The 16918-nt window shown below is 64.8% G+C and carries 17 protein-coding genes and 2 pseudogenes; 6 read left to right on the top strand and 13 right to left on the bottom strand.

Features of this window, described 5'->3' with window-relative positions:
* Positions 1–122: 122 nt before the first annotated feature.
* The 7 genes and pseudogenes from ACSQ86_RS36730 to ACSQ86_RS36700 all read right to left on the bottom strand — a co-directional run bounded on the left by ACSQ86_RS36730 (position 123) and on the right by ACSQ86_RS36700 (position 3884).
* On the bottom strand, positions 123–545 hold the full coding sequence (locus ACSQ86_RS36730; protein WP_436307682.1) for a hypothetical protein: 423 nt from the start codon (positions 543–545) through the stop codon (positions 123–125).
* Between the two features lie 319 nt (positions 546–864).
* A pseudogene (locus tag ACSQ86_RS36725) lies at positions 865–1161 on the bottom strand (host attachment protein); the annotation flags it as partial.
* A 65-nt stretch (positions 1162–1226) separates the two neighbouring features.
* A pseudogene (locus ACSQ86_RS36720) lies at positions 1227–1280 on the bottom strand (hypothetical protein); the annotation flags it as partial.
* A gap of 139 nt (positions 1281–1419) precedes the next feature.
* Entirely contained in the window at positions 1420–1605 is a 186-nt protein-coding gene (locus ACSQ86_RS36715) for a hypothetical protein (protein WP_436307683.1), read from the bottom strand.
* A 43-nt stretch (positions 1606–1648) separates the two neighbouring features.
* The gene (gene groL / locus ACSQ86_RS36710) at positions 1649–3277 is read right to left on the bottom strand and encodes a chaperonin GroEL (protein ID WP_436310856.1); all 1629 of its coding nucleotides are present in this window, start codon (positions 3275–3277) and stop codon (positions 1649–1651) included.
* On the bottom strand, positions 3274–3633 hold the full coding sequence (locus ACSQ86_RS36705; RefSeq protein WP_436307685.1) for a hypothetical protein: 360 nt from the start codon (positions 3631–3633) through the stop codon (positions 3274–3276). Before ACSQ86_RS36705 ends, groL begins: the two co-directional genes overlap by 4 nt.
* 20 nt (positions 3634–3653) lie before the next feature.
* Positions 3654–3884, bottom strand: coding sequence for a BON domain-containing protein (locus tag ACSQ86_RS36700; RefSeq protein ID WP_436307686.1), 231 nt, complete (start codon positions 3882–3884; stop codon positions 3654–3656).
* A gap of 232 nt (positions 3885–4116) precedes the next feature.
* Here ACSQ86_RS36700 and ACSQ86_RS36695 point away from each other — a divergent pair, with 232 nt between their 5' ends.
* Positions 4117–4266, top strand: coding sequence for a hypothetical protein (locus ACSQ86_RS36695; protein WP_436307687.1), 150 nt, complete (start codon positions 4117–4119; stop codon positions 4264–4266).
* A 212-nt stretch (positions 4267–4478) separates the two neighbouring features.
* The gene (locus ACSQ86_RS36690; RefSeq protein ID WP_436307688.1) at positions 4479–4805 is read left to right on the top strand and encodes a hypothetical protein; all 327 of its coding nucleotides are present in this window, start codon (positions 4479–4481) and stop codon (positions 4803–4805) included.
* Here the strand turns inward: ACSQ86_RS36690 and ACSQ86_RS36685 are convergent.
* A complete protein-coding gene (locus tag ACSQ86_RS36685) occupies positions 4773–5426 on the bottom strand; it encodes a BON domain-containing protein (RefSeq protein ID WP_436307689.1) in 654 nt (217 codons plus the stop codon). The two genes, ACSQ86_RS36690 and ACSQ86_RS36685, sit on opposite strands and share 33 nt — an antisense overlap.
* A 368-nt stretch (positions 5427–5794) precedes the next feature.
* Entirely contained in the window at positions 5795–6535 is a 741-nt protein-coding gene (locus ACSQ86_RS36680; protein WP_436307690.1) for a hypothetical protein, read from the bottom strand.
* 239 nt (positions 6536–6774) lie between these two features.
* On the opposite strand from ACSQ86_RS36680, the gene ACSQ86_RS36675 reads away from it, so the two are divergent.
* Positions 6775–8343, top strand: coding sequence for a phospholipase D family protein (locus ACSQ86_RS36675; RefSeq protein ID WP_436310855.1), 1569 nt, complete (start codon positions 6775–6777; stop codon positions 8341–8343).
* Positions 8344–8364: 21 nt separating this feature from the next.
* Here the strand turns inward: ACSQ86_RS36675 and ACSQ86_RS36670 are convergent, their stop codons facing one another.
* The 4 genes from ACSQ86_RS36670 to ACSQ86_RS36655 form a co-directional block, all read right to left on the bottom strand.
* Positions 8365–8757 carry a CBS domain-containing protein gene (locus ACSQ86_RS36670; protein ID WP_436307692.1) on the bottom strand — a complete coding sequence of 131 codons (393 nt, stop codon included), beginning with the start codon at positions 8755–8757 and terminating at the stop codon, positions 8365–8367.
* Entirely contained in the window at positions 8754–11198 is a 2445-nt protein-coding gene (ppsA, locus tag ACSQ86_RS36665) for a phosphoenolpyruvate synthase (protein ID WP_436307693.1), read from the bottom strand. The genes ACSQ86_RS36670 and ppsA overlap by 4 nt, the downstream gene beginning before the upstream one ends.
* Positions 11199–11422: 224 nt before the next feature.
* Complete coding sequence (gene clpB, locus ACSQ86_RS36660; RefSeq protein WP_436310854.1) at positions 11423–14044, bottom strand: ATP-dependent chaperone ClpB; 2622 nt, start codon at positions 14042–14044, stop codon at positions 11423–11425.
* Positions 14045–14250: 206 nt separating this feature from the next.
* On the bottom strand, positions 14251–14490 hold the full coding sequence (locus tag ACSQ86_RS36655) for a hypothetical protein (RefSeq protein WP_436307695.1): 240 nt from the start codon (positions 14488–14490) through the stop codon (positions 14251–14253).
* 212 nt (positions 14491–14702) lie between these two features.
* Here ACSQ86_RS36655 and ACSQ86_RS36650 point away from each other — a divergent pair, with 212 nt between their 5' ends.
* The 3 genes from ACSQ86_RS36650 (at position 14703) to ACSQ86_RS36640 (ending at position 16915) form a co-directional block, all read left to right on the top strand.
* Complete coding sequence (locus ACSQ86_RS36650; protein WP_436295884.1) at positions 14703–14912, top strand: hypothetical protein; 210 nt, start codon at positions 14703–14705, stop codon at positions 14910–14912.
* A 452-nt stretch (positions 14913–15364) separates the two neighbouring features.
* Positions 15365–16030, top strand: a complete 666-nt coding sequence (locus ACSQ86_RS36645) for a DUF6064 family protein (RefSeq protein ID WP_436307696.1) — start codon at positions 15365–15367, stop codon at positions 16028–16030.
* A 165-nt stretch (positions 16031–16195) separates the two neighbouring features.
* Positions 16196–16915, top strand: coding sequence for an ABC transporter ATP-binding protein (locus tag ACSQ86_RS36640; RefSeq protein WP_436307697.1), 720 nt, complete (start codon positions 16196–16198; stop codon positions 16913–16915).
* Positions 16916–16918: the final 3 nt, after the last annotated feature.

Genomic DNA, 16918 nt, shown 5'->3' with positions numbered 1-16918 from the left:
GCTTCGGCGGCGGCGGCGGCGGCGGCGGGCACTTGGACTCGGCGGCACGTGCAGATTAAGCCGAAGTTCATGTGTGTCTCCTTGGTGAAATGTTGGGAGGTGGCGTGCCGGCGGGTGCCTGTTCACAGCTCGTTCGCGGCGGGCCAATAGAGGGTCGCTTGCGTCACTCCTCTGCCGACGCGGGTGGTTTTCATGCGCGTGAGGCCGGCGTAGCTTGCACTGACGCGGTAGACACCGGGACTCAGCGCCACGAAGAACAGCGGGCCGCAGTCCGCAAAGGGACCGTATGAAGCACTCCGGTCGGCGGCCTCGACCGAGACGGTGACGCCTGCAACGTAGGCGCCGGTCTGGGCCTCGGCAAAAGTCAGCCGCACGTTGTACAAGTCCTGCGTCGCCTGCATCTCCTGCCGGCCCTCGTAGCTGATGCCTCCGCTGGCATGGGCGCCGGGCACCAGTACGGGCGATACGGCGATGGACGGTCCCGAAGCGCCCTGCAGGGCGACGAGCATCGCGGCGACGAGGCAGGCGGATGTGCGCGTGTTCATGGGCGAAGTACCTGTTCCGAGTAGCGTATGTGCTGCCATTCTGGAAAGGGGAGCGCCGCAGGTGCTTGCGTTGGATCAACAACGCGCTATGACAACCGCAAGACGCCTGGGCCAGGTCGCAGGCATCTCCCGACAGCAGCTCCTAGCCGGCATGGCTGTCCCCGAGCCGAGGGGTGCAACCGGCCGTGCTTGATGCCATGCAAGCGCAGGTAGGGAAGAAGCTGTACGGGTGTTGGCTGGGTTTCGTCGGGCATCGGCGCAAAGTGCGCCATCGAGACGAACGAAGATCGACTTGAGCGAACTCATTGTCCTCACCCGCTCACCTGTTGGCCACCCAGGCGGCTTGCAACCGCGCTTCGATCTCGGCCAGGCGCAACGAGGTGAGGTCGTTGCTGAATGGGAGCTTGAGGTGTCTCTCGACCGCTTCACCCAGCTGTGCCCTCAGTTCACCCAGGAAGGGTTCCGAGGCGAAGAGCAGGAGCGAGTCGAATTCGTTGGCCGCGAGGCCCTTGTCCCACCGGCGGGCAATGTCTTTTGCGAAGCGCTGGTGCTTCTTTCGGCGCGCATCGCTGCGCGGCTCGAAGCGGTTCGCGCGTGACTGTTGTCGGCCGCTTCGCGGCCGGCGCGGTCCGCCGCCAGTTCGCTGCCTCGCAGCCGGCTTTCCTGATGGTTCATGGTCTCCACGGGGACCAAGGGGCCGACGGCTGAATCGCGACGGAAGATGCGCAGCTTCGCCGCCGGAGTCGTTGCGCCAGCGCAAGGATTCGCAAGCTTGCGCCAACATCAAGTTCCTAGGCGACGCGGCCTCATGGACGTCCCTTGGGGAGACTTGCGCTGCTAGAGATGGGTATGAGGAGATCGATCAGCAGCGCACTCATCGCCGATCCGCGACCTCATGATGGCGAGCCCACTCCTTGGCCTTGGCGATCCCGATGCGGATGGCCTTGCCGTCGTCGCAACCTTCGTCCAACAAGGCGTTCGCGACCTCGACCGCCTTCTGCCGCACTGACGGGGGAAGCCCGCGCATGGCCGCTGGGCATTTGTCGAAAGCCCAGGGCATGCCCTATTCCTGCATCGACCGGGGAGGGGGTAACGCGGCTTCTTCAGTACATGCCGGGCTCGTCGGCCGCGCGCAATCCGCCTGTTGCCTTCTTCGGCGCGTTGGCGACCATGCAGTCGGTGGTCAGCACCAGGCTGGCGATCGAGGCTGCGTTCTGAAGTGCGAGGCGCGTCACCTTGGAGGGGTCGATGACGCCCATCTCCAGCATGTCACCGTATTCGCGTGTCGCGGCGTTGTAGCCGAAGCTGCGCTGGGCGGATTCGTCGACCTTGGCCAGCACGATGGAGGGCTCGTCGGCCGCGTTGCTCACGATGCGGCGCAGCGGCTCCTCGAGCGCGCGCTGCACGATCTTGATGCCCGAGGCCTGGTCCAGATTGGGCGCTGAAAGATCTGCCAGCGCGCGCCGCGCGCGCAACAGCGCAACACCGCCACCGGGAACGATGCCTTCCTCGATCGCGGCGCGGGTGGCATGCAGCGCGTCCTCCACGCGCAGCTTGCGTTCCTTCAGCTCGGTCTCCGTGGCTGCGCCAACCTTGATGAGTGCCACGCCGCCCGACAACTTGGCGAGGCGCTCGTCCAGCTGCTTTCTCTCGTAGTCGCTGGTTTGCGTCTCGCGTTCCTTGCGAATCGCGGAAACACGGTCGCGTATGACTTGCGCGTCGCCCGCCCCGCCGATGATCGTCGTGCTGTCCTTGTCGATCACCACGCGGCGTGCGCGGCCCAGATTGTCAAGCGTTGCCTTGGCAAGGGTCAGCCCTAGTTCGCTCGAGATGACCTGCCCCCCAGTCAGAATGCCGATGTCCTGCAGCATGGCCTTGCGGCGGTCGCCGAAGCCGGGCGCCTTCACGGCACAGGTCTTCACGACACCGCGCACGCTGTTGATGACCAGCGCGGCCAATGCGTCGGCCTCCACGTCCTCGGCGATCACCAGCAGTGGGGCTCCCGACTTCGCCGCGGCTTCCAGCAGCGGCACCAGATCGTTGATGGCCGAGAGCCTCTGGTCGCACAGCACGATCAGCGCATTCTCCAGAACCGCCGCCTGTTTCTCGGTGTCGTTGATGAAGTAGGGCGAAAGGTAGCCGCGGTCGAACTGCAGGCCTTCGACGATCTCCAACTCGCTGACGAGCCCCGAGCCGTCCTCGATCGACACGGCGCCCTCTCGGCCCACCTTGTCCATCGCATGGGCGATCAGGTCGCCGATCGAGCGGTCATTGTTGGCCGAGATGCTCGCCACGTGGGCGATCTCCTGCGAGGTCGCACACGGCTGGGCGATCGTCTTCAGCTCACGCACGACGGTGTCGACCGCGAGGTCGATACCGCGCTTCAGATCCATTGGATTCATGCCAGCGGCGAGGTACTTCAGGCCTTCCTGGATCATCGCGTGTGCCAGCACGGTGGCGGTGGTGGTGCCGTCACCGGCCATTTCGCTCGTACGTGCCGCGACCTCGCGCAGCAGTTGCGCGCCCATATTCTCGAAGCGATCTTCCAGCTCGATCGCCTTGGCGACCACGACGCCGGAGTTGACGATCTGGGGCACTCCGTACTCGCTGTCGAGGATCACGGTGCGACCCCGGGGGCCGAGGGTCACCTTCACCGCATCTGCGAGGGTGTCCACGCCGCGCCGGATCTTGTCGCGTGCTTCTTCGCGGAAGAGAAGCTGTTTGGCTGTCATGTCTGCCGATCTCCGTTGTCAAAGGCGTATGCCGTTGCGAACAGTAAGGCGCTCGATGCGGCGCCGATTTGATCGGGCGCAAGCATCGCGACGATCGCGTGGCGCGCATCGAGCTCGCGATGTCGGGCCATGAGTTGACCATCAGCCGGGTGCTCGACGAAGACGTCTACATTGCGTTGCGCGGCGCAATTGATGGCACGAGGCGTCGATCGAAGTTGCCGGTGCGGTTGCCGGTGCGATGCGGCCGGCGCCGATGCGAACGTTAGATCGATCGTCGACCGTGCTTGGTGGAAGACCGGCATGCAACCGCGTTCAAGGAAGAAAAGGCGGCGTCGCGAGAGTTCATGGGCCTGCATCACTGTCGGCCTGCATCGCCTCAGGACTTCTCGGGTACGGAGCGCACGGTCAGTTCGTTCACTAGGGACTTAACGCCCTGCACTCGTCGCACTGCGCATTCGACGGCATGTCGCATCGCAGGACTGGGCAGCTGGCCGGTCAGCGTGACCACGCCGCTCTCGACACGCACATCGATATCGGCACCGCTGACTGCCGGATCCCAGTTCAATGCTGCGAAGACTTCGTGTCGCAGTTCCATATCGGGATTCATGGCGGTCCTTTCGAGTCTTGACGGATTTACCACTCTAGGCGCTGCTCGGGGTGGCCTGTTTGCGGTGTATCAAGCCATGTAGCTGCTGCGTCGTTGGAACCTCATGGGGGCCCGGATCTGCGCCGGATCGGGAAAAAATGCGCATGGGATCCGACGGTAGTGGTGGCCGCGCCGGTAGGCGAAGTAAAGCCAGCGGCCGAGGGTGCCAGAGAGGGCTCCTTCTCGGAGGGGAGTGGATGACGTCGTCTCCGACGCCGTGGAAATGAAGGCAACCTCGATTGCCCGAGCGTCCATGCGCCGGGCGGAATGGACCTTCTTTTCCGCCCGGCTGATCAGCGGTGTCTGCGCCGCTTCACGCGCCGACTGGACCAGTTTGCAGTGAATTTGCTCCCATCCGCCTCCGTTCAGGGATTGAGGACAGCCCCATCGAGGCGCCGGACCCATTGATCGTGCGCTTGCAGGAACTCATCGATCTCCTGCAGCACGTCCAGCAGAACGCCGTCCGCGCTTTTCCGGCTGTCCGGCGGGTTGACCGCCTTCCCGGATGTGGACACACACGTGTGTTGAATCCATGCGCTAACTGATGCGGACCTCGTGCCGGCCCAGATCGAACGGTGCCAGGATCTCGCGCGGCGCTGCCAGGCATTGGCCGGTGTGTCGCCTGCGCGCCTGTTCGAGCGCAGCTTCCATGTCGTCGTCGATCCTGGACAAGGCGGCCAAGCATTCACTGCGGCTGAGCATCCGAGTTCCGAGCTGGGCGGAGCCGGCGCCGCCGTGATCGGCTTGTCCGGCGCCGAAACCCACGCCGCCCTGCATGCTGACAGCCCGGGCATTGCCTCGATCCACAGGATTCGAGTGCTGCACGGCACCTTCAGTTCGGGACACGGTTCAGTCCTGCACCACCAGGTCGTTCACGACTGAGGAGACGCCGGGCGCAGACCACGCGGCGATCTGGGCGGCGTTGAGTTCGGCCCATGAATGAACCTTGCCGCGCAGGCTGACCTGCGAGCCGTTCACTGCGATCTGGATCTGATCGGCTTCGCGATTCGCCTGGCGCGCTAGCGCCTCGCGCAGCTTCTTCTCCACATCGGAGGGGCGAAGCTGCGGCGTGATCTTGATCATGTTGGAAACGCCCGTGACGCCCATCAGGTTGCGCACCGCTTTTTCTGCGGCCCGGCTCTGGTATTCCCATTCGAGCTCGCCGGTGAGGGTGACCCAGCCTCCTTCGACCATCGGCTTGACCTCTCCGTCGGGCACGAGCACGTTCCATTCAAGCGCTCGTTCTACCGTCAGAGCGATCTCGGCGTCGGTTCGCTCGTTGCCGGCCGGCAGCTTGACGGTGATCTCGACCGCCAGCGCCTTCACGCCCCTGACGCGCTGGGCAGCGCGCTCGGCGGCGTACTTCTCGGCATGGCTGCTAAGGTGGCCGGTCAAGGTCACCACGCCATCCTGGACGATCACGCCCACAGTGGCGGTCTTGATCGCGGGGTCCCAGTCGAGCTCGGCCTGGACGTCGCTTCTGAGTTGAGCATCGGATTTCATGAGAATCCTTCCATTGAATCATTCGGGGCAGCCATGACACTAGGCGATACTGGAGTGTCACTTTAGGAGTTCGCCGCAAACGTCGCGTTGCGCTGGATCAAGGATCTTGGCGCTGTGATGGTCGTACCGCAGGGATGCTGCAGGCCGGTCGTCGCGTGCTGGTCGTGGGACGGATCGTGCGAATCGGCGGTGGCGACGCGCGGCACAGCTGCTGCTGACCAGGGCGGCTGGCGCGAAGCTCGTGTTCTTCCGACGATGCGACGAGCCGCAAGACGAGGCCTGGCTGCTCGTTCCGAGATGAGGCTTCAGCGGCACGGCATCCAGGGAGCGGCCGAGCAGGACGCGACCGACATCGGGGGCCACAGGGGTCACTTCTTACTCGTGTCCTCCGGCGGGCGATCCTTGCGTCTGGAGGCTTCGGCCGTCCTGGTGGCCGCATCCTTGGCGGCGCGCGCAGCGGTGCGCGTGGCTTCCTCCGCTTTCTTCAGCGCATCGCGGGTGGCCAGCGCGGCTTTCTCGGCTTCCTCCTTGCTTGACCCCAGCGCGCGCTTCGCCGCTTCATCGGCCTTGTCCAAGGCATCCTTGGCAGCGGACGCAGCCTTCTTGCCCTCCTCTTCGGCCAAACGCGCGGCTTCGCGGCTCCCGTCGACCGCCATGGTCGCCGAGCTCCTCGCTTTCTCCTCGAACCGTGTGGCCGCCTGCGCCACCTTCCGGGTTGCGCGCTGAATCGCCTCCGCCGCGGCCTTGGAAATCCTGCCGGCGGTCGCTTCGCTCTTCTCGACCGCGGACTTCGCCTGTTCGACCGCTTTGTTTGCTGCGCTCTCGGCCTCGCGCGCCGCCTTGCTTGCAGCGTCCCTCGTCTTCTGGGCGGTGCTTTGCGGTGGGCTCAGCCGGCCTGGCGGAGTGTCGTCGGCGGCGAAAGACGTTGCGCTGACTGCGATCGCCAGGAAGGCCAGCAGCTTTCTCGATCTCATGAGATCTCTCCGGAGGTTGGTGTGCCAAGCATCCGGCCTGAAGAACGATGGTGTGTTGCGGCAGCGCAAGAAGGTCCGACATCGCACCGGCAATGGCGAGATCGGTATCGCCATGTGATGCGTGATGCGCTTCAAGGCGCGCAGCCAGCCACGCGCCGAAACGCAAGACAAGCTATTCCTGCGCCACCGTTCGCCGCCCGCAGGTTGCTGGGCGAGGCGCTGGCGCCGCGACTGTCGAGTTCGATCCAGCGCGTCAGTTGGGCCCGCTTGAGCTCGTTAGCCTCGACTGGTTGGTGGTCGGGCTTCAATTGCCTTGAGGTCGCGCAAGACGCGACGCGCCCCGCGGTGGAAACATTCGGTCCATGGATGCTGCAATGAAGCGCCTGCACGCAGGCCTGATGATCGCCCTCGTGGCTGCCGCGTTTTTGAGCGGCTGCGCAACGGTGCCGATCGAGGTGCCGCGGCCCGAATCCCATGCAATCGACCATCCGGAACAGACATTTCTGGGCCGCACCTTTGCCGGCCAGCTCTCGGCGACGCCTCGGGATTCGGGCTTTCGATTGCTCGTGTCCGGCGAGGAGGCTTTTGCGGCGCGCGCGGCGCTGGCGGACGCGGCGCAGCAGTCGCTGGATCTGCAGTACTACGTCATTGAGCAGGATGCCACGGCTACGGCGCTGATCTACCGGACGCTGCGCGCAGCCCAACGTGGCGTGCGCGTGCGCCTGCTATTGGATGACTTGTATGCGGCCGGTCGCGATTTCGACCTTGCCACGTTGGCGACCCACCCCAATGTACAGGTGCGCGTGTTCAACCCCTTCCCGCGCCGCGGTCCTCCTGGCGTGCTGCAGTGGCTGGACTTCCTCGGCGACGGCGCGCGCCTGAACCGCCGCATGCATAACAAGCTATGGATCGCCGACAACGCGGCCGTGGTGCTCGGCGGGCGGAACCTGGGCGACGTTTACTTCAACCTGCGCGGGACGAGCGATTTCGCGGACCTCGATGTGCTCGCGGCAGGGCCCATCGTCGCGCAGGTTTCGCACAGCTTCGACGACTACTGGAACAGCGCATCGGCCATACCGATCGCCGCATTCCTGGGCGGTCCGCCTGAGGCCGGGCAGGCGCAGCGGCGCTTCGCCGAGATGGCGGTGCAAGCAGAGCGCTTTCGCGAGACGGACTATGCGCGACGCTTGCGCGCGATGGACTTCTGGCGCGAGTTGCGAGATGGCAAGCTGGCGCTGGTCGCGGCACCTGGGACCGCCCTCTACGATACGCCCACCAAGTCGAAGGTTGGCCCCACGGGCGGTGGCCATATTGCCGCTGGCATGCGCCCGATCATCGAGGCGGCGCGTCGGGAGGTGCTCCTGATTACCCCGTATTTCGTACCGAGCGATCGAGGTGTCGCGGTTCTTTGCGCGCTCACGCGCAAGGCCGTGCGGGTCAGGGTGCTCACCAATTCCCTGGCGTCGACCGATGTTCCGCTGGTGCACGCAGGCTACGCGCGCTACCGGCCTCGATTGCTCGAATGCGGGGTCGAATTGCACGAGTTTCGTCCGGCCCTGGCCTCGCCCGGCAATGCGCGCCCCGGCTTGTCGTCCGGCGCCAGCCTGCATGCCAAAGCCGTCGTTGTCGATCAACGGTGGGTGCTGATCGGGTCCATGAACCTGGATCCCCGTTCGCGGTCTGCCAACACCGAAATCGCAGCCTTGATCGAGAGCGACGCGTTGGGCCGACAACTCGAAACCCTGTTTGCGGAGGCGACCGCACCCGGCCTCGCATACCGGGTCGGGCTTGCAGAGCCCGACCACAACGGCGCCGCGCAGCTTGTCTGGCATGGCATCTCGGACGACAAGCCGGTGCGCTATCGCAGCGAGCCGCTGGCCGGCGGGTGGCGCCGGTTCATCGCCGGCTTGTTGGGACGGTTCGCCCCGGAGGAAATGCTTTGAGCGCTGCTGTTGACCCGGCTTTCAAGCGCTGTCGCCGCAACCAAAGATTCGGACAAAATCCAGCGACGACACCACGCCGGCGATCCCATTGCCGTCGATCACGATGACGTGATGAATTCCGCGCTCCACCATGAGCGCCGCTACTGTGGCGACCGGGGTCTGCGAATCGACGACGATCGGCTTGTAGGAACACATCTGCCAGGCGCGCGTCGCGGCCGCGTCTCGTCCTTGCGCATGGAATCCGACAAGATCCGAGGCGCTGATGACACCGACGACTTCACCTCGTGCCGGCTCCAGGACCGGCACCCACGACAGGTGCTTGCTGGCAAGCACGGCTTCCACCTGTGCCACGCTATCTTCCATGCTGACACTGCACACCGGACGCTGCATCAGGGAAGTGATGGGTCGACTCATGATGTTGCTCCTTCTGGTTGCCGGCGCGGTGAGCGCCCCAGCTGCTGTTCGACGGCGAGGACGTCGCGCGTGATCTTGAGCAGCGTGTCTGGCGTCACGCTCATAGCGTCGATGCCGAGCTCCACCAGGTACGCGGCCACTTCCGGGTAGTCCGAAGGCGCCTGGCCGCAGATACCGACGTGGCGGCCGTTGCGTCGCGCGCCTTCGATGGTCTGGCGGATCATGGCCTTGACGCCTTCGTCGCGTTCGTCGAAGTCGAAGGCCACGATGCGTGAGTCGCGGTCGACGCCCAGCACGAGTTGTGTCAGGTCGTTGGAGCCGATCGAGAAGCCATCGAACAGCTTGGCGAAAGCGTCGATCTGGATCACGTTGTTCGGAATCTCGCACATGACGTAGATCTGGAGGCCGCCCTCACCGCGCTGCAAGCCGTAAGCGGCCATCGCGTCAAGCACGCGCTCAGCTTCCTGAGTGCGCCGGCAAAACGGGATCATCAGCTTCACATTCGCCAGTCCCATTTCTTCTCGCACCCGCTTCATGGCGGCGCATTCGAGCGCGAAGCCTTCCGCATAGGCCGGGTGCGTGTAGCGCGAGGCACCACGAAAGCCGATCATCGGGTTCTCCTCTTTCGGCTCGAACCCGGAGCCGCCGACCAGGCTGGCGTATTCGTTGGTCTTGAAGTCGGACATGCGGACGATCACAGGTTTCGGATAGAAAGCCGCTGCGATCATGCCGACGCCTTCCGACAACTCGCGCACGAAGTAGTCGGCCGGCCGCTCGAAAGACTGCGTCAAGCGCGCGATCTCGGCGCGCACCGCGGGATCGTCCACCTTCTCGGGATGCACCAGCGCCATCGGGTGGACCTTGATGTGTTCGGCGACGATGAACTCCATGCGCACCAGCCCCACGCCGTCGTTGGGCAGCAGCGCCGTCTGGAAGGCGCTGTCGGGATTGCCCAAATTGACCATCAGGTGAGTCTGCGGTCGTGCGAGCGTCGACAGATCGACGCCGATTTTCTCGAATGGCAGCGCGCCTGCGTAGACGCGACCCTCGGCACCCTCGGCGCAAGACACGGTGACTTCGTCGCCGCTACGGATCCTCACCGTGGCATCGTCGCAGCCGACGACCGCGGGAATGCCCAGCTCGCGGGCTACGATGGCCGCATGGCAGGTGCGGCCGCCTCGGTTGGTGACGACCGCAGCCGCGATCTTCATCACTGTGCCCCAGTCGGGCATCGTGGTGTCGGCCACCAACACCTCGCCGGGCCGGAACTGGCCGAGCGCCATGACATCGGCGATCACGCGAGCCTTGCCCACCGCGATCGTAGAGCCTACGGCCCGGCCGGTGAGCAGCGGCCGGGCCGGCGCATGGATGCGATACTCGTCGACGCGGTGCGGCGGCTTGCGGGAGGCGACCGTCTCGGGCCGGGCCTGCACGATGTAGATGCGCCCATCGACGCCATCCTTGGCCCATTCGATGTCCATTGGCGTCGGTCGGCCCGCATGGCGGCTGTAGTGGTCTTCAATTGCCACGGCTGCGTCAGCCAGCGCCAGCACGTCGGCGTCGTCGATGCAGTATCGGGCCCGGTTTTCCGGCGGCGTCGGCACATTGCAGGTCGTCTCCCGACCGGCACCCTTCGAATACACCAGCCGAACTTCCTTGCTACCCAGTTTGCGCCTAAGTACGGCGCGGTGGCCCAGTTTCAGGGTCGGCTTGAAGACGTAGAACTCGTCGGGATCCACGGTGCCCTGGACGACGTTCTCGCCCAGTCCGTAGGCGCCGGTGATGAAGACGACGTCGCGAAATCCGCTGTCGGTGTCGAGCGTGAACATGACGCCGCTGGCGGCGCGGTCGGAACGCACCATCTGCATCACGCACACCGACTGGAGGATCTGGAAATGGTCGAATCCGTTGTCGACACGGTAGGCGATGGCGCGGTCCTTGAAAAGACTGGCAAAGCAAAGGCGTACGGAGTCCAACAGCCGGGCTTCGCCGGAGATGTTCAGAAAGGTCTCATGCTGCCCGGCGAAGCTCGCAGTCGGGAGGTCTTCCGCCGTAGCTGAGCTACGTACCGCTACCGTCATATCGGCGCCGTATTCTGTTCGCAGTCGCGCATACGCTGCGCGGATCTCGGCCGTCAACTCTTCGGGGAGGGCGGCGGCATAGATGATTTCGCGTGCGTCCCGCGCGCGCCGCGCGAGGTCATCGACGTCCTTGACGTCCAGACCGGCCAACGCCGCTCTCAGGCGCGGCAACGCACCGGCGAGTTCCAAGGTAAGGCGATAGGCATCGGCTGTGATCGCGAACCCGTTGGGCACGCGGACACCGAGTTGGGTCAGTGCGCGGTACATCTCGCCGAGTGACGCGTTCTTGCCGCCCACGGTCGCGACGTCATCCGCGCCGAGTTCAGAGAACCAGCGGATATAGGTCGATTGCGGGTTCATGAGTGTCTCCTAGTGCCTCGGCCGTACACACGCGCATCAACAGACGCGATTCAGTCTAGGAATCTCCCGCTGTTTCGATTTGCGCTCGATCAAAGAAATCCTCGATGCCGCGCAGCGGATGGCTATCGTCGATGGGGCGCCTCACGGCTGCGCGAGTGCGTGAGACGTCGAAGCCCATTCATCGTGCAGGCGAAATGAGCGGGGCGCCGAGTGAGCATTCGCGCTCATGCAAGGTCAATAGCTAGCTCTGCTTCGGCATTGGAGAAAATGAACTTGCCCGGCGCCTGGATCGGGTCGGTGGTGACGACGATCGTGTCCTTCGGCCCGAAGCTGCCGTCGAGCAGCAGCTTCGAGAGCGGATTCTCGATGCGCTGCTGGATGGCGCGCTTGAGCGGCCGGGCGCCGAACACCGGGTCGAAGCCAACCTTGGCGATTTCCGCCAGCGCCGCCGGCGACACCTCGAGCCCGAGGTCCATCTTGGCCAGGCGCTGCTGCAGCACCTTGAGCTGGATGGCCGCGATCGCCTCGATGTTCTTGGCATCGAGCGCATGGAACACCACGGTCTCGTCGATGCGGTTCAGGAATTCGGGACGGAAGTAGTTCTTCAGCTCGTCCCAGACCGCGTCCTTGATCTCTTCGTTCGGCCGGCCCACCATGGCCTGGATGATCGGCGAGCCGATGTTGCTGGTCATCACGATCACCGTGTTCTTGAAGTTCACGGTGCGGCCCTGGCCGTCGGTCAGGCGGCCATCGTCGAGCACTTGCAGCAGGATGTTGAAGACGTCAGGATGCGCCTTCTCGACCTCGTCGAGCAGGAGCACGCTGTAAGGCTTGCGGCGCACCGCTTCGGTCAGGTGGCCGCCCTCCTCGTAGCCCACGTAGCCGGGCGGCGCGCCGATCAGGCGCGCGACCGAATGCTTCTCCATGAACTCGCTCATGTCGACGCGGATCAGGTGGTCTTCGCTGTCGAACAGGAAGCCCGCGAGCGCCTTGCACAGCTCGGTCTTGCCCACGCCCGTCGGGCCGAGGAACAGGAAGGAGCCGGTCGGGCGGTTCGGGTCCGCGAGGCCCGAGCGCGAGCGGCGAATCGCGTTGGCGACCGCGCCGATGGCCTCGTCCTGGCCGACCACGCGCTCGTGCAGCTTCTCTTCCATCATGAGCAGCTTGTCGCGCTCGCCTTGCATGAGCTTGGCCACCGGAATGCCGGTGGCGCGCGCCACGACTTCGGCGATCTCCTCGGCGCCGACCTGCGTGCGCAGCAGCGTGGGCGCGCTGGACTTGCCCTTGTTGGCCTCGGTGTCCTGCGCTTCCTTCAGGCGTTTCTCCAGGCCCGGCAGCTTGCCGTACTGCAGCTCGGCGACCTTGTTGAAGTCGCCCTTGCTGGTGAACTCGGCGATCTGGAACTTGATCTTGTCGATCTCTTCGCGGATCTGCGCGCTGCCCTGGGCCTGCGCCTTCTCGGCCTGCCAGATCTCGTCGAGATCCGCGATTTCCTTCTGCAGGCGCTCGATCTCGCCCTCGATCAGCGCCAGGCGCTTCTGCGAGGCCTCGTCCTTCTCGCGGCGCACGGCTTCGCGCTCGATCTGCAGCTGGATCAGGCGGCGATCGAGCCGGTCCATCACCTCGGGCTTGGAGTCCATCTCGATCTTGATCTTGGCCGCGGCCTCGTCGATCAGGTCGATGGCCTTGTCGGGCAGGAAGCGATCGGTGACATAGCGGTCGGACAGCTCCGCCGCGGCGACGATCGCCGGGTCGGTGATGTCGACGCCGTGGTGCACCTCGTACTTTTCCTTCAGGCCGCGCAGGATCGCAACCGTCGCCTCCACGCTGGGCTCGCCCACCAGGATCTTCTGGAAGCGGCGCTCCAGCGCGGCATCCTTCTCGATGTACTTGCGGTATTCGTCGAGCGTGGTGGCGCCCACGCAATGCAGCTCGCCGCGCGCGAGCGCGGGCTTGAGCATGTTGCCGGCGTCCATCGCGCCCTCGGCCTTGCCGGCGCCGACCATGGTGTGCAACTCGTCGATGAAGACGATGGTCTGGCCCTCGTCCTTCGCGAGCTCGTTGAGCACGGTCTTCAGGCGCTCCTCGAATTCGCCGCGGTACTTGGCACCGGCGAGCAGCGCCGCCATGTCGAGCGAGAGCACGCGCTTGCCCTTGAGCGACTCGGGCACCTCGCCGGCGACGATGCGCTGCGCCAAGCCTTCGACGATGGCGGTCTTGCCGACACCGGGCTCGCCGATCAGCACGGGGTTGTTCTTGGTGCGGCGTTGCAGCACCTGGATGGCGCGGCGGATTTCCTCGTCGCGGCCGATCACCGGATCGAGCTTGCCGAGGCGAGCGCGCTCGGTGAGGTCCAGGCAGTATTTCTTGAGCGCTTCGCGCTGGCCCTCGGCATCGGCGCTATTCACGCCCTGCCCGCCCCGAACAGCATCGATAGCGGCTTCGACCGATTTGCGCGTCACGCCGTGGCTGCGCGCCAGGTTGCCGATCTCGGCCTTGCTGTCGGCCAGCGCGAGCAGGAAGAGCTCCCCGGCGATGAACTGGTCGTTGCGCTTGATGGCTTCCTTCTCGGTCGCCTGCAGCAGCTTGCCCAGCTCGGGGCCGACCTGAACCTGGTCATGGCCCTGCACCTGCGGCAGCTTCTTGATCGCCGCTTCGGCGGCCTGCAAGAGGCCCGGCACGTTGGCGCCGGCGCGCTCGAGCAAGGCCCGCGGGCCGTCGTCCTGGCGCAGCATGGCCACCAGCAGGTGGAGCGGTTCGATATAGGGGTTGTCGTTGCCGAGAGCGAGCGATTGCGCGTCGGCGAGGGCTTCCTGGAATTTGGTTGTGAGTTTGTCTTGGCGCATGAATGACTCCGATTCCTTGGATCGACCCAGAACCCCAAGGAGTCTGTGCGGTGGCCCGCTCGCCGAACTTGAGCTAGATCAACCGGCACAGCGACCACCTCGACGGCAGAAGCTGCTGTTGCCGAAATTCCGCCAGCTCGCAAATGTGGCCTTCATCGGCCACGGGTCTTCCTTCTGAACGCGACGGAAGAGGACGGCAGCTCTTGTCAACATGCATCCTTCAGCCGAGCAAGTCCGACAGATAGCGCGCCTGCGGCCTCGCGCGCTTCCTTCCATACGATCAGGTCCGTACGCCAGAGGTGAGCGATCGATCCCGCGTCGGGCTGCACCAGAGCACGTCGGCCGCTTTCAATGAAGGCGCCGTCGGCCGAAATCTCGCCGGCGGGGCCTGCCGCCGTGAAGGCCGCATTCGACATGACGCGGCGTTCCTGGTCGAGTTCCAGCACGATCGCCGTGGCCTCGGTCGGGCCTTCCAGCCTGGGGGCGCGCTCGAGTGACGCGCCTCGACGTATGGCGATTACGGAAAGTTCACACTGCGTTTCAGATCGATGCACCACGTTCACGGTCCAGTGGCGCGGCGCGCCTACATTGGAATCGTGCAGTCACCTCTGCTTCCAAATCCTCCGCGGAGTCCGGGATGCGCATCAAGGAGACAGTGATGAACGCATCCCATGCATTCGCCGGTTACGAACTCCGCTTTCGTCCTCTGACGGCTGGAGGCCGCGACTACAGGTTTCCCTGCGACGCGCTAGGCCAGGTCGACATGGATTCACTCAGCGAACGCGCGCGCCTCAACTATCTCTACGCGCGCGCAGTCCGGGACTTGGAAGTCGAGAGACCCGACGTGCGGCCATGCCGGCTCAACTAGAGCCAACGCGGTGGAGATGAACGCGGGGGCGACATCGAGCGAACGCAGCCGGCTAGCGATCGCACCGGATTTCCCAACGGATGACACGCGGGCCAATCTTCACTCGGACGAATGCGCGCCTGGCTAAGTCGAGAATGCGGCGGGCTACGTCAAGCCAAGACTCTGACCCCGCACCGCAGTTCCCGCGGTCGGAGCCCGCGCATCAGCGGCCGAAGCGGTTCTTTGCCCTCCCTCAAGGAAGCGGAAGATCTCGGGACGAAGCCATAGGCATTACTGAGGAAACCGATGTTGGTCCGGGAAGCTGCTCTCGAAGGCCTCGTCACCGGAGCGTGGTCGTTCAACTGCACCGACGTTTGCCGCCTTGCCCGGTAGTTCGAGATCGCGCTCAGTCTGCTCAGCATTTTTGATGTGGATCAAACGCTGTTTCGAGCGCCTGTTCCATCGTCGGCCTCATGCTTCCGTTCACTCGCGATCAGTTCTTCACCCTCTTTGGTGCGTACAACGAAGCCGTCTGGCCGGTACAGGTTTTGAGCTACGTCCTCGGTGGGGCCATGGTCGTTCTGGTCGTTCGGCCGTCACGCGCGGGCGGCCGCGTCATTGGCTTGGCCTTGGCTCTGATGTGGGTCTGGACCGGCATCGCATATCACGGGCTATTCTTCTCGAGCATCAACAAGGCGGCGCTGCTTTTCGGCGTTCTTTTCGTCGTGCAGGGCGGGTTGCTGTTCTACGCGGCAGTCTGGAAAGGACGCATGGCCTTTGGCGTCGGGCGTGGTTCGGGCGCATGGCTGGGATGGGCCTTTGTCGTCTATGCCGCGGCCATCTACCCGCTGCTTGGAATGTGGATGGGCCATCGCTATCCCGAGATGCCGATGTTCGGCATTAGCCCTTGCCCGGTCACGATCTTCACTTTGGGCCTGCTGTTGCTCACGACAACACCGGTCTCGCGCTGGCTGTTCGTCATTCCCATCCTCTGGTCACTGGTCGGCGGCAGTGCCGCCATTCTGCTGGGCGTAGCGCAAGACTGGCTCTTGCTTTTCAGCGGCGTTGCAGTTCCGCTCGTCGTCCTGCGCAATCGCAACCTCCCTCCGGGCCCGAGGGCCGCGCGACGTTCCATATAAGTTGCTCATGAGATCGGGCGTGGTGCATTGGTCGCCCGGCTCGATGCGCTGGGCGCCATGGACTGGAGAGCGGGCACAGTTCGCCGCGCAGTTCTCCTGCAACGTGACGTTCAAGGGTTGACCGGCGTCAAATCGCGCCGGCCGACTGCAGTGCAGGATCGAGACATGACTGCAGATCCACCGCTGACTGTTTTTCACGCCCGCGGCCTGGGCAAGACGTACCGTGCTGGAGATGTGGCCGTTGTGGCCCTGCGGGATGTCGATCTGGATATCGTCTCCGGCGAGTTCATGGTGCTGCTCGGGCCGTCGGGAAGCGGCAAGTCGACACTGCTCAACATCCTTGGAGGGCTCGAGGTCGCGAGCACCGGCAGCCTGAACTACCTGGACCACGACCTGGTTGAGGCGAACGACGATCAGCTGACCCGCTATCGGCGCGACCATGTCGGATTCGTGTTCCAGTTCTACAACCTCATCCCCAGCCTGACCGCCTACGAGAACGTCGCGCTGGTCACGGACATCGCCGCGAACCCGATGCCGATCGACGACGCGCTGGCGCGTGTGGCACTGTCCGCGCGCCGCGATCACTTTCCCTCGCAGCTCTCGGGCGGCGAGCAGCAGCGCGTGGCAATCGCGCGCGCCATCGTCAAGCGGCCCGAGGTGTTGCTGTGCGACGAACCCACCGGCGCGCTCGACTACGCCACCGGCAAGCTGGTGCTCGACGTGATCGCCCGGATCAACCAGGAACTCGGCACCACGGTGCTGGTGATCACGCACAACGCGGCGATCGCGGGCATGGCTGACCGCGTGGCATATCTGGCCGATGGCCGCATCCAGAAGATCGAGCGCAACGCGCGGCGCATGGCGTCGGCAGAGCTGTCCTGGTAGCCG

Source organism: Variovorax sp. LjRoot130 (assembly GCF_964253755.1).
Taxonomy (GTDB): domain Bacteria; phylum Pseudomonadota; class Gammaproteobacteria; order Burkholderiales; family Burkholderiaceae_C; genus Variovorax.
This window is presented reverse-complemented; position numbering and strand designations above follow the sequence as displayed.